The sequence below is a fragment of the Uliginosibacterium sp. H1 genome, from assembly GCF_036017065.1.
Lineage (GTDB): Bacteria > Pseudomonadota > Gammaproteobacteria > Burkholderiales > Rhodocyclaceae > Uliginosibacterium.
This window is the reverse complement of sequence record NZ_JAYXHR010000002.1, coordinates 556,109-568,583: the sequence shown is the minus strand read 5'-3', so window position 1 is coordinate 568,583 and position 12,475 is coordinate 556,109. Positions and strand designations below refer to the sequence as shown.

Annotated in this window: 12 protein-coding genes; 6 read left to right on the top strand and 6 right to left on the bottom strand. The window is 65.6% G+C overall.

Going from position 1 to position 12,475, the window contains the following annotated elements:
* Nucleotides 1-60: 60 nt before the first annotated feature.
* Together mrdA and rodA are read left to right on the top strand one after the other, a co-directional pair.
* Nucleotides 61-1,944, top strand: a complete 1,884-nt coding sequence (gene mrdA, locus VVD47_RS12235) for a penicillin-binding protein 2 (protein WP_327603747.1) — start codon at nucleotides 61-63, stop codon at nucleotides 1,942-1,944.
* Between the two features lie 61 nt (nucleotides 1,945-2,005).
* Nucleotides 2,006-3,076, top strand: a complete 1,071-nt coding sequence (rodA, locus tag VVD47_RS12230) for a rod shape-determining protein RodA (protein ID WP_327604647.1) — start codon at nucleotides 2,006-2,008, stop codon at nucleotides 3,074-3,076.
* 84 nt (nucleotides 3,077-3,160) lie between these two features.
* On the opposite strand, the gene VVD47_RS12225 is transcribed toward rodA, so the two are convergent.
* From VVD47_RS12225 to VVD47_RS12200, 6 genes are all read right to left on the bottom strand, one after another.
* Entirely contained in the window at nucleotides 3,161-3,934 is a 774-nt protein-coding gene (locus VVD47_RS12225; protein ID WP_327603746.1) for a class I SAM-dependent DNA methyltransferase, read from the bottom strand.
* Between the two features lie 17 nt (nucleotides 3,935-3,951).
* Nucleotides 3,952-5,103, bottom strand: coding sequence for a DegT/DnrJ/EryC1/StrS family aminotransferase (locus VVD47_RS12220; RefSeq protein WP_327603745.1), 1,152 nt, complete (start codon nucleotides 5,101-5,103; stop codon nucleotides 3,952-3,954).
* 2 nt (nucleotides 5,104-5,105) lie between these two features.
* Nucleotides 5,106-5,537 (bottom strand): hypothetical protein, encoded by a 432-nt coding sequence (locus VVD47_RS12215; RefSeq protein ID WP_327603744.1) that lies wholly within the window; start codon nucleotides 5,535-5,537, stop codon nucleotides 5,106-5,108.
* Nucleotides 5,538-5,648: 111 nt separating this feature from the next.
* The gene (locus VVD47_RS12210) at nucleotides 5,649-6,014 is read right to left on the bottom strand and encodes an EamA family transporter (protein ID WP_327603743.1); all 366 of its coding nucleotides are present in this window, start codon (nucleotides 6,012-6,014) and stop codon (nucleotides 5,649-5,651) included.
* The gene (locus VVD47_RS12205) at nucleotides 6,011-6,769 is read right to left on the bottom strand and encodes a glycosyltransferase (RefSeq protein ID WP_327603742.1); all 759 of its coding nucleotides are present in this window, start codon (nucleotides 6,767-6,769) and stop codon (nucleotides 6,011-6,013) included. Before VVD47_RS12205 ends, VVD47_RS12210 begins: the two co-directional genes overlap by 4 nt.
* A 54-nt stretch (nucleotides 6,770-6,823) precedes the next feature.
* Complete coding sequence (locus VVD47_RS12200) at nucleotides 6,824-8,755, bottom strand: hypothetical protein (protein WP_327603741.1); 1,932 nt, start codon at nucleotides 8,753-8,755, stop codon at nucleotides 6,824-6,826.
* Between the two features lie 414 nt (nucleotides 8,756-9,169).
* On the opposite strand from VVD47_RS12200, the gene VVD47_RS12195 reads away from it, so the two are divergent.
* The 4 genes from VVD47_RS12195 to lipB all read left to right on the top strand — a co-directional run bounded on the left by VVD47_RS12195 (nucleotide 9,170) and on the right by lipB (nucleotide 12,460).
* The gene (locus VVD47_RS12195; protein ID WP_327603740.1) at nucleotides 9,170-10,186 is read left to right on the top strand and encodes a septal ring lytic transglycosylase RlpA family protein; all 1,017 of its coding nucleotides are present in this window, start codon (nucleotides 9,170-9,172) and stop codon (nucleotides 10,184-10,186) included.
* Between the two features lie 78 nt (nucleotides 10,187-10,264).
* Nucleotides 10,265-11,428 (top strand): D-alanyl-D-alanine carboxypeptidase family protein, encoded by a 1,164-nt coding sequence (locus VVD47_RS12190; RefSeq protein WP_327603739.1) that lies wholly within the window; start codon nucleotides 10,265-10,267, stop codon nucleotides 11,426-11,428.
* Nucleotides 11,429-11,477: 49 nt separating this feature from the next.
* On the top strand, nucleotides 11,478-11,744 hold the full coding sequence (locus VVD47_RS12185) for a YbeD family protein (RefSeq protein ID WP_327603738.1): 267 nt from the start codon (nucleotides 11,478-11,480) through the stop codon (nucleotides 11,742-11,744).
* On the top strand, nucleotides 11,744-12,460 hold the full coding sequence (gene lipB, locus VVD47_RS12180; protein WP_327603737.1) for a lipoyl(octanoyl) transferase LipB: 717 nt from the start codon (nucleotides 11,744-11,746) through the stop codon (nucleotides 12,458-12,460). Before VVD47_RS12185 ends, lipB begins: the two co-directional genes overlap by 1 nt.
* Nucleotides 12,461-12,475: the final 15 nt, after the last annotated feature.

Genomic DNA, 12,475 nt, shown 5'->3' with positions numbered 1-12,475 from the left:
TGAAACGTCAGTCACTGCACCCGCCACGTTTCACTTTCACATTTCACGCCTCACGAAGACATGGAACTCAAGACCCCCGAACAGGAGCTCTCCGGTTTCCGCAACCGCGTCGCGGTGGCGGCGATCTTCGTGCTCGTCTGTTTCGGCCTGATCGTTGCGCGCTTCGTCTATCTGCAGGTGGTGCGCTACGAATACTTCGCCACCCGCGCCGAGGACAACCGCATCTCGCTGTTGCCGGTGGTGCCCAACCGCGGGCTGATCCTCGATCGCAACGGCGTGGTGCTGGCGCGCAACTACTCGGCCTACACGCTGGAAATCACGCCGCAGAAAGTCGGCGACCTCGAAGGCACCATCGACGAGCTGGCCGGCATCATCGACATCCAGCTGAAGGACCGCCGCCGCTTCCGCAAGCTGCTGGACGAGAGCAAGAACTTCGAGTCGCTGCCCATCCGCACCCGCCTGTCGGACGAGGAAGTCGCACGCTTCATCGCGCAGCGCTACCGCTTTCCCGGCGTCGATATCAAGGCCCGCCTGTTCCGCCAGTACCCGCAAGGTGAGCTGGCCTCGCATGCGCTCGGCTACATCAGCCGCATCAACCGCAAGGAAGCGGAGGCCATCGAGCAGAACGAGGAGATGGCGGAGAACTATCGCGGCACCGAGCACATCGGCAAGACTGGCCTGGAGCAGCACTACGAGGAAGAGCTGCACGGCGTCACCGGCTTCGAGCAGGTCGAGGTCGATGCCTCCGGCCGCGCAGTGCGCAGCCTGTCGCGCACGCCGCCGGTGCCGGGCAACAACCTCATCCTCACGCTGGACGCGGAACTGCAGCGCATCGTCGAGCAGGCTTTCGGCGACCGCCGCGGCGCGCTGGTGGCCATCGAGCCCGGCACCGGTGGTGTCCTCGCGCTGGTGTCCAAGCCGACCTACGACCCCAACCTGTTCGTCGATGGCATCGACACGCAGAACTGGAACGCGCTGAACAACTCGCCGGACAAGCCGCTGCTGCACCGGGCGATCTACTCGGCCTACCCGCCCGGCTCCACCTTCAAGCCCTTCATGGCGCTGGCCGCGCTGCGCACCGGCAAGCGCACGCCGACCCAGGCGATCCACGACGCCGGCCTGTTCCCCTTCGGCAACCACGTGTTCCGCGACGACAAGGTGGGCGGCCACGGCATGGTGGACATGGTGAAGTCCATCGTCGTGTCCTGCGACACCTACTACTACATCCTCGCCAACGAGATGGGCATCGACATGATCTCGGAGCAGATCGGCGAGTTCGGTTTCGGCTCGCTGACCGGCATCGACATCCAGGGCGAGGCGCGTGGCGTGCTGCCCTCGCAGGCGTGGAAGAAGGCGCGTTTCAAGAAGCCCGAGCAGCAGAAGTGGTATGCCGGCGAGACGATCTCCATCGGCATCGGCCAGGGCTACAACAACTACACCACGCTGCAGATTGCCCACGCCACCGCGACGCTGGCGGCCAACGGCGTGATGTTCAAGCCGCACCTCGTGAAGTACGTGGAGGACGTGCGCAGCGGCAAGCGCCGCATGATCGAGCCGACCCCGATCAAGACCATCGACCTGAAGCCCGAGGACATCGAGGTCATCAAGCGCGCGATGGTGGAAGTGAACAAATGGGGTACCGGCACGCGCGCATTCGCGGGGGCCGAGTATGTGACCGCCGGCAAGACGGGTACCTCGCAGGTGTTCTCGCTGAAGGGCGCCAAGTACGTCGAGAGCGAAGTGGCCAAGCACCTTCGTGACCACGCCCTCTACGTCGCCTTCGCCCCGGCCGACAACCCGAAGATCGCACTCGCCGTGCTGGTCGAGAACGTCGGCTTCGGTGCCCAGCACGCGGCTCCGATCGCGCGCCAGGTGCTCGACTATTACCTGATGGGCAAGCGCCCGGCAGGCGCCGCCCAACCGGACCCAGAAGGCAGTGACTGATCCCTTTCTCATCCTGAGTCGCGGCTGGCAGCGTTTCACCGCCCCCATCGACGGTTTCCTGATGGCCATCCTCGCCCTGCTGCTGGGGGGGGCCTATGTCGCGATGATGAGCGCCTCGCCGGAGCGGCTGCCGGCGCACAACCTCAACCTCGTCATCGGCCTGGCCGTCATGTGGGTGGTGGCCAACCTGCCGCCGCAGCGCATGCAGATGTTCGCCCTGCCGCTGTATGTCATCGGCGTGCTGCTGCTGGTGGCGGTGGAACTGTTCGGCGAAATCTCGAAGGGCGCGCAGCGCTGGCTGGATCTCGGCTTCATCCGCATGCAGCCCTCGGAGATCATGAAGATCGCCATGCCGCTGATGCTGGCCTGGTACTTCCAGAAGCGCGAGGGCAGCCTGAAGTTCCGCGACTTCCTCGTGGCCACCGCCCTGCTGGCCGCACCGGTGGGACTGATCGCCATCCAGCCCGACCTCGGTACCTCGCTGCTGGTCACCGCTGCCGGCATCTTCGTCATCTACTTCGGTGGCCTGTCCTGGAAGCTGATCGTGCCGGTGATGCTGCTGGGCGTCGCGGTCATCGTCGGCGTGGTGGCCTACGAGAAGCAGATCTGCGCCGACGGCGTGGAATGGCCGGGCCTGCGCGAGTACCAGAAGCACCGCGTGTGCATGCTGCTGGACCCGAGCTCCGACCCGCGCGGCAAGGGCTTCCACACCATCCAGTCCACCATCGCGGTCGGCTCCGGCGGCATCGTCGGCAAGGGCTGGCAACAGGGCACGCAGACCCACCTGGACTTTCTGCCGGAGCGCCACACCGACTTCATCCTCGCGGTGCTGTCGGAGGAATTCGGCCTGCTCGGCGTCATCCTGCTGCTGGTGCTGTACTGCCTGCTGATCGGGCGCGGCCTGATGATCGCGCTGAGCGCCTCCAGCCTGTTCTCGCGCCTGCTGGCCGGCGCCCTGACAATGAACTTCTTCACCTACGCCTTCGTGAACATGGGCATGGTGAGCGGCGTGCTGCCCGTCGTGGGCGTGCCGCTGCCGCTGGTGAGCTATGGCGGCACCGCGCTGGTCACCCTGTGCCTGGGCATGGGCATCCTGATGAGCGTGCAGCGGCATCGTAAGCGGGTGAGCTGAGGCCCGGCGCGGGCCCGGGGAAACGAATCCTCAAAAGACAAAGGGCCGCGCATGCGGCCCTTTGTCTTCCGGCGATCGCGTCTGTTATACGGCGCGCAGCACGTAGCAGACGCCCCAGCTGCGGTCGTCCGGCTGCTTACGGGTCATCCACTCGCAGCTGTGCTCGACCCTGAAGCCGGACAGGTCGGCGAACAGCTCGATCTCCGGCGGAAACAGGTAGCGCATGCGATGGGTCTCGCGGATTTCGTCCACCGTGCGGTCGGAGCGGTCGCGCACGAAGACCTGGTAGTTCACATCCACCAGGCATTCGTTCGGATGCAGCGTGGACTCGGCCAGTCGCGTCACCTCGATGCGCTCGTCCGCCATACGCTTGATGCGCGTGCTCGGGCGCTCGGTCAGCACGGCGGGGCCGTGCCAGACGTCGAACAGGAACACGCCGCCGGTCTCGATGTGGCGGCGCGCAGTGGCGAAGGCCGCCTTCAGCGCCGCGTTGTCCGGCATGTAGCTGACCACGTGGAACAGCGAGATGGCGCAGTCGAAGCGCTTGCCCAGCTGCGCGGAGGTGAAGTCGCCCTGCGCGAAATCCAGCCGCGCGGTGACGTCCGTCGCACGCGTGGCGGCGAAGGCGCGCGCCTCGTCCAGCATGCCGGGGCTGCGATCCACGCCGGTCACGGCAAAGCCGCGCTCGCCCAGCAGGGCCGCGTGCTTGCCGCCACCGCAGCCGAACTCCACGATGCTGCGTGCCTCTGGCGCATGTTCGCGCAACAGGGTGGCGACGAAGTCCGCCTCGCCCGCGTAATCCTTGTCGCGATACAACAGCGCGTAGTAGCGCGCGTAGGTGTCTCCGAAAACGCTCATGGATTCCTCTCAGCCTCTCAGGACTTGCCGAACACTTCGTGCATGACCGTGCTGACGCGGTCGATCTGCGCCTCGGTCAGCGCCAGCCCGCTGGGCACGTAGAAGCCGCGACGCGCGATGTTCTCCGCGACCGGATGCGACTCGCCCTTGAGCAGACCCATCTTGTGGAACACGGGTTGCTCGTGCATCGGCCAGAAGAAGGGACGGGTACCGATCCTGTACTCGCCCAGTTTCTTCATCGCCGCCGCTGCGTCCATGTCGTGCTCCGGCCCCAGCACCACGCCGAACACCCAGTAGATGTTGTCGGCATAGTCGGTGCGCGGCAGCGGCAGCTGCACGCCGGGCAGGTCGCTCAGGCGCTGGGTATAGGCGGCCCCCATGCGACGCTTGATCGGCACGAACTCGTCCAGCCGCTCCAGTTGCGCCACACCGAGCGCGGCCTGCAGGTTGGTGAGGCGGAAGTTCCAGCCCAGCTCTTCATGCACGAAGCGGCGCGCCGGCTGGAAGCACAGGTTGCGCAGGCTGCGGCAACGCTCGGCCAGCGCATCGTCGTCGGTGACGATCATGCCGCCTTCGCCGGTGGTGATGTGCTTGTTGGGGTAGAAGCTGAAGGTGGAGAGGTTGCCGAAGCTGCCGCAGGGCCGGCCGGCGCAGGTGAGGCCGTGCGCCTCGGCGGCGTCCTCGATGATCGCCAGGCCGTGGCGGTCGGCAATCGCCTGCAGGCGCAGCATGTCGGTCGGCAGGCCGTAGATGTGCACCGCCATGATTGCCTTGGTGCGCGGTGTGATGCGTGCCTCCACCTGGTCGAGATCCATGTTCCAGGTGAGCGGGTCGCTGTCCACCACCACCGGCACCGCGCCTGCGCGGACGATGGCGGCCGCGCAGGAGATGATGGTGAAGGTGGGCACGATGACTTCGTCACCCGGCCCGATGCCCAGCGCCACCACGGCGGCATCCAGCGCCACCGAGCCGTTGGCCACGGCGATGCCGTGCTTGCGCCCGACACGCGCCGCGAAGGCCTGCTCGAAACGGGCGACGAAAGGCCCTTCGGACGAGATCCAGCCGGTCTCGATGCACTCCAGCAGGTATTGCTTCTCGCGTCCGTCGAGCAGGGGCTCATTAACCGGAATCGGCGGGATCGGCGCTGGCGCCTGGTTGCTGTCGCTCATGCTCACCCCAGGATGCGCAGTGGCTGATCCACTTCGGGCTTGAAGCGGGTCTTGTCGTGATCGCCGGAGTAGGGCCCCTGCTTCACTTCGATCATCTGCAGCTCTTCGAGCACCTCGAAGCCGTGGCCGCCGGTGGCCAGCAGGACGACGTCGCCCGGCAGCAGCACGCGGCTGTGCAGGTACTCGCGCTCCACGCTGTAGAAGTCCACGCGCAGCTTGCCGCGCTTGATGAACAGCACCTCCTGCGTATAGCTGACCTCGCGCTTCACTTCGTTATGAACGTGCGGTTCGATCAGCTTGCCTTGCGGGTGATGCATGTAGGCGAGCTGTTGCGACAGCTCGTTGGGGGTAAAGAACGAAATGCCCGGTTTGTCGTACTCGTTGCGCACGATGATGGCGAGCAACATACCCCGGTCGACGATTTCCTCGATCATGCCTGGCTCCTTTGGCTGTCTTGCTGTCGGGCCTCTCCGACTTTTTATAGTTGTGCCGACTGTCGTCGGTCTATAGGCAGGTCATGTCTCCCTGAACATTCCTTGCACGGCTTACTTCATCGATACCAGTACCACCCCGGCGGCGACCAGCGCGGTGCCTGCAATCTTGCCCAGCGTCAGCGGCTCCTTGAACAGCAGTACCCCGGCCACCAGCACCAGCACGTAGGTGATGCTGGCCAGCGGCACCGCGTAGGACAGCTCCGCCTTGGCCAGTGCGAACAACCATAGCACCGCGCCGAGGCCGAAGGCCGCGAAGCCGATCACGATGCTGGGCGTGGTGAAGATGTTCCACAGCAGGCGCGGCAGCCCGACACTCGCCACCTGCACGTCGGCGAAGCCCTGCATGCCCCACTTGAAGGCGATCTGGCCGATGGCCGTTAGCACGCACGATACGAGGATGAGCGCCAGCGTGTTCATGCCGCCGCCTTGCCGAAGCGCAGGTGCCAGACCGTCGTCAGGTACTTGCGGCCCCGCCGTACCAGGCCCCACAGGTTGGTGGCGGTCTTGGATTCGCCGATCTGGCGGGCGGTCAGCACGTAGGGCACTTCCACCACCTTCGCGCGCTTGTGCTTGATCAGCGTGTAGATGAGATCGATGAAGTACTCGCCGTAGTCGCCGCGCAGGTCGTAGTCGCGCAGCAGGTCGCGCTTCAGCACGATGAAGCCCGAGGACCAGTCGCGGAAGCGGCAGCCCAGCAACCAGCCGCCGATGATGGACAGCACCTTGCTGAGCATCAGCTGCACGGTGAGATGGAAGCTGACCGCGCGTGCGTCGCCGCCGCCCGGCACGTAGCGCGAACCCACGGCCACGTCGGCGCCGGCACGGATCGCCGCCAGCAGGTCGTTGATCTTCGCCGGCGGCATCGACAGGTCCACGTCCATCCACATCACCAGCGGCGCACGCGCCAGCTTGATGCCGTCGTTGATCGCCGAGGTGAGGCCGCGCACCGTGGTGCGGTGCAGGAGGTGCACGTTCGCCTGCGTGGCGGCGATGTCGCGCACCACCTGCCAGGTGAGGTCGGGCGAGTTGTCGTCGACGACGATCGCCTCGTAGGGAATCGTCAGCACCTTCGGCAGCTCGGCCAGCAGCAGCTGGATGTTCTCGCGCTCGTTATAGGTCGGCAGGACGATGCTCAGCGCGGGAATCACCGCATCCTGAAGCTGCGTAGTCATGGTGTGGCCCAGTCTCCATCATTGTCGTTCTTGTCGTACTGTCGCCGCCGTCGATCACGGCGTTTGCGAGCCGGGCAGGTGGAAACGCACCCGATCGGAGCTCACCCCCAATGCGCGACGCAGACGCCAGTCGTCTTCGGAGTCGTAGTAGAAGTAGTTGGATGACAGCCCGCCCGAACGCGGCAGGTAGTCGGCCTCCAGCTCCAGGTCGTACATGCCCGGGCTGAGCACCGCCGAACCTTCCGTTTCGTGGAAGTAGTCCGGCGCCTCGTTGGTCACCGTCGGCTGCCCGTTCACCCTGAGCTGGAACCCCCAGCTGCTATAGACGCGGAAACCGATCTGCAGCGGCGCCTCCCCCAGCACTTCCATGCGCGTGCGCAAGCGCACCTTCCCCGCCTTCTCCGTCGAAATCTCCGGCCGGTCCTCATGCACCAGCGCCTCGTTCTTGCGATTGAACGGGAAGCGCACACGGCCGATGAGGAACGGCCCGGACGATGAGGCTTCGGCAGCCTTCGTTGTGACCGGTTCAGTGGTGGCCGGGGCGAACGTCCCCTCTATCGTGACGGGATACACAGGCCGCAGTGCAGCAATCGCGAAGGCCATCGTCGTTGCGAACACGGCGACGATGACGCTGTAGATCAGGGCGGGCCGCACCCACTTCCGCCAGTCGATCGCCACCAGCTCCACGAGCTTGAAGAACAGCAGGTAGAACACGAAGATGATCGTGTAGGTGTAGCGCGGCTCGCCGGTGAAGATGAAGCTCACCACGAAGGTCACGCCAAGGATCGACGACAGCATCACGAAGGCGGCATGCCGCTCCCGCCCGTTGTGGCCCGCCAGCACGTCGCGCCGCGCCCAGAAGAACAGGCCGAGCGGCACGAACATCAGGAACTTGAACCAGTCCCACACCGGCCGCCAGAAGCGGAAGCCCGGCGCGTCGTAACGTGATGGCAGCATGTCGGCGAAGAACAGGTTGCGCAGTTCGCCCACGTTGTAGAGCAGGCGCATCGGGTTGCGCTGCACCGCCTGCCAGCCAAGCGAGAAGTAGTAGTCCTGCTTGTAGAAAGGCACGTTGGTGTAGAACACGCCGTTCTCGGGCTTCCAGGACTGCGCCGGCACCACGACGAAGAAATGCCAGCCGTCGTAGCTCAGGTCGACGCGGTGGTAGTCCGAGTTGGCGATGAAGAAGTCCAGCCCGCCGTTGGCCGACAAGGCGTTTACGCGACCGCCCGATATGCGCGACACCTCGGCGCTGGCCAGCGTCACCAGCGCGAAGAACACGGCGGTGAACACTGCGGCCTGCGCGATGAAGCGCCGCGTCAGCCCGTCGCGGGCCAGCAGGAACGCGACGAAGGCCAGGCCGTACGGCCCCAGCGACGGCCGGATGATGGTAGCCAGGCCGAACAGCACGGCGGAGGCGACCACCCAGGTCCAGGTGTTGCGCCGTAGCAGGATGGAGATGGCGATCACCAGCAACGGGCCGCCGATGTTCTCGCCGAGCAGGAAGGCGTTGAAGTACAGCGCCGGGAAGCCGAAGGCATACAGCGCGCTGACCAGCAGCACCAGCCAGGCCTGGTCGAACCAGCGCGCGGCCACCCGGTGCACCGCGTAGACCGACGCCGAGAAGATCAGCACGTTGAGGACCAGCGGCGTCTCGATGCGGATCCAGTTTTCCAGCCCGATGTTCTTCAGGATGCGGAAGATCTCCGCCAGCACGATGTGGAACATCGGCGGCCAGGCCACGAACTGGGAATCGTCGAACTCGTTGCCGGCCAGACGCTTCATGGCCTGCGTCCAGTAGTTCTTCATGTCGCTGAAGATGAACTCCTGGTACGGCGTCAGCCAGAACACATAGCCGGCCACGACCACGAAGGCGACCACGGCCATGAAGATGCCGAAGGCATTGCTGCTGGCGAATGCCAGCGGCGGGCGGGTGGGTGAAGCGATGACGGCGCCCGGCAAAGGCGCGGAACTGATGGCACTCACGACAGAAATCCCCGGCTGGTCCAGCGACGCAGAGCGTCAAAAGGCCCGCACCTGCCGAGGCTGCGGACGATGGACCGGGATTTCCAGGAAACCGGACTCAGCCTGCCGGAGCAGGCTTCGGTACGACGCGCAGTGACACCGACTCGGTGTGGAACCCAGAAATTGTGGTCAATTTCAAGATTTTGTCTCGATTTTTGTATTTTTCTCGTCACGAACAGGGCTGTTCGCAACGGTTTCAGCACCATAACTGAATTAGGCCATCGGGAAAACCATTCATTTGACCCAATCCGTTGCGTTTTTCCCATGCCGCGCTGCGCAAAACGCGGTTTTTGAAGCCGGGATGGGTCGGAAGGCCTGCGGTATCATGGCGACCGCTTGCTGCACCTGCTTTGCAGGCCTGTTCCTTACCCGCCCGTGCCCGTCCTGCCCCTGTCACTTCTTTCGCTCCGCACGCCGTCCCGCCTGCTGCCACTGGTGTTGAGCCTGTTGCTGGCCGCCTGCGCCAGTACCAGCCAGCCGCCGGTAGCGCCGACAGCCCCTGCCACCCGGACGGACGCCCCCACGCCGCAGCCCGCGCCGACCGGCGGGAAAGGCGGGGGCTATTACATGGACGACGGGCCGGGCAGTAATCCGCCCCCCGACCTGGCGGCGATTCCGGATGCCGAGCCACGCAGCGAGCCCCTGCACCGTTTCGCCAACCGTCCGTACTCGGCCCTCGGCCAGACCTTCACCCCGATGGTGGAGATCGCCCCCTATCGCGCCGAGGGCATCGCCAGCTGGTATGGCCGCCGCTTCCACGGCAAGAAGACCTCCAGCGGCGAGGTGTACGACATGTACGCCATGACGGCCGCCCACCCCACCTTGCCGATCCCCAGTTACGCCCGCGTGACGCTGCTCAGCAACGGCCGCTCGGTGGTGGTGCGCATCAACGACCGCGGCCCCTTCCTGCGCAGCCGGCTGATCGACCTTTCCTACGCCGCCGCCTGGAAGCTCGGTTACATCGACAACGGCCATGCCGAGGTGATCGTCGAAACCATCATTCCGGGCGAGGTCACGGTGCTGGCGAAGAACATCCCGCCGATCCGCAAGCCGGATCCGTCACCCCCACCGCCGGTGCCCGCCATGGTGGTGCTCACCGAGAGCGCCAATGCGCAGGCGCATGAAGCCGCCATCACCGCCATGCCACCCGAGGCCTTGAGCCCCGGCACCTACTTGCAACTGGGCGCCTTCGGCACGCTGCGCAACGCCGAGAGCTTCCGCGACTACGTGCGCCAGGAAGTCCGCGACCTGAACGTCCCGCTGCACGTGGTGTCCGAATCCGACCGCCATCGCCTGCAGGCCGGGCCCTATGGCACCGCGCAGGCGGCGCAGGCGGATGCGGCGGCGATTGCCCGCAAGCTCAAGCTGAAGCCGCTGGTGGTCCAGCGCTGACGCAGCGGGCGGCAACCCCAAGCCCGATCCCTTTTTCCCATTGCCACGTTGCACACTACCTGCCAATTGCCTATCCAGATGAAGAAGCTTTTTCTCACCCTGATCGCCGGCCTGCTGCCGCTGACCACGCTTGCCCAGACCGCCCCCGCGCAGACGCCGACCGTCGCCGCCGCGCAGATGCCGGTGCCACCCACGGTCGCCGCCCGTGCCTGGGTCCTCTACGACGTCAACGCCCAGCAGATCCTGGCGTCCAGCAATCCGGACCAGACCGTCGAACCGGCCTCGCTCACCAAGCTGATGACCGCCTACGTGGTCTTCAATGCACTGAAGAACAAGAGCATCACGAACGACCAGCTGGTCACCGCGTCGGAAAAGGCCTGGCGCACCGGCGGCTCGCGCATGTTCATCGACATCCGCAAGCCGGTCAGCGTCAACGATCTGATCCACGGCATGATCATCCAGTCCGGCAATGACGCCTGCATCGCGCTGGCCGAGACGGTCGCCGGCACGGAAGAGCGCTTCGTCGGCATGATGAACCGCGAAGCCCAGCGCCTGGGCCTCAAGGCCACCAGGTTCACCAACACCACCGGCCTCACCGAGCCGGGCCACACCACCAGCGTGCGCGACCTGGTGAACCTGTCCGCCGCGCTGATCCGCGACTTCCCCGAGTACTACCCGATCTACGCCAAGCGCGACTTCACCTACAACAACATCAAGCAGGAGAACCGCAACCGCCTGCTGTGGACCGACCCCAGCGTCGACGGCATGAAGACCGGCCACACCGATGCCGCCGGCTACAACCTGGTGGCCTCGGCCAAGCGCGGCCCGCGCCGCTTGATTTCCGTGGTGACCGGCACCACATCTGAATCTGCACGCGCGCAGGAATCGCAGAAGCTGCTGAACTACGGCTTCCAGGCCTGGGACGCGGTGAAGCTCTACGGTGCCAACCAGCCGGTCAAGGAATTCGAGGTCTGGAAAGGTGCCGAGCGCCAGCTCAAGGTCGGCTTCCGCAACGATTTCGTCGTCGCGGTGCCGCGTGACCTGGCCAATGCGCTCGCCGTACAGTTGGAAAGCCGCCAGCCGCTGATCGCCCCCGTCAAGTCGGGCGACCGCGTCGGCACGCTGAAGCTGAGCCTGGCCGGGCAGAGCCTTGGCGAGTATCCGGTGGTGGCCCTGCAGGACGTGGCCCCGGCCGGCATCTTCCGCCGCGCGTGGGACAGCATCCGCCTGATGCTGAAGTAACGATGTCGAAGCGATGTTGAAGTAACCAAGCAACGAGCAGCACACGACCATGAGCGAACGCACCACCCTGCTGGAATTTCCCACCGACTTCCCCCTGAAGATCATGGGAGCGCGCGCGGACGACTTCGCGCAGGTGGTGCTCGCCGTCGTGCAGCGCCATGCGCCGGACTTCGACGGCGCCACCATGGAGATGCGCGCGTCCTCCAACGGCAACTACCTTGCGCTCACCTGCACCATCAACGCCACCTCGCAGGACCAGCTGGACAACCTGTACCGCGAGCTGAGCAGCCATCCGATGGTGAAGGTCGTCCTGTAATGCTGCTGGCGGATGCGGTGACGACGGGTGACGGGCAGGCTCCGGCTGCGCCCGCCCCGGCTTCGCCCATCCTCCTGCGCCAGCTCGGCACCGCCGACTACGCCCCCACCTGGCAGGCCATGCAGGCCTTCACCGCCAGCCGCGGCCCGGAAACCCCGGACGAGTTGTGGTTGTTGCAGCACCCCCCGGTCTATACACTCGGCCTCGCCGGCAAGGCGGAACACCTGCTGCAGGCCAGCGAAGTCCCGGTCGTGAAGATCGACCGCGGTGGCCAGATCACCTACCACGGGCCCGGTCAGGCCATGGTGTATCTGCTGATCGACCTGCACCGCCGCAACCTCAAGGTGCGCGAGCTGGTGCGGCTGATGGAGCAGGCGCTGATCGACGTGCTGGCCGGCTGGGGCATCGCCGCGGAGCGCCGCGAGGGCGCGCCCGGCGTGTATGTCGGCGAGGCCAAGATCGCCGCGCTGGGGCTGAAAATCAGCCGTGGCTGCAGCTATCACGGCCTGGCGCTGAACGTGGACATGGACCTGTCCCCCTTCGGCCGCATCAACCCCTGCGGCTATGAAGGACTGGCCACCACGCAGGTGAAGGCCGAAGTGGAGAAAGCGGAGAATTCGGGCCTGGCGATTACCGTCGCCCAAGCCCATGAGCAACTGGCCACACGACTGGCCGGCTTGCTTGAAGAGCACTACCCCGTACCAGGCGGGCACTGAAGAAGAAAGAAGGCA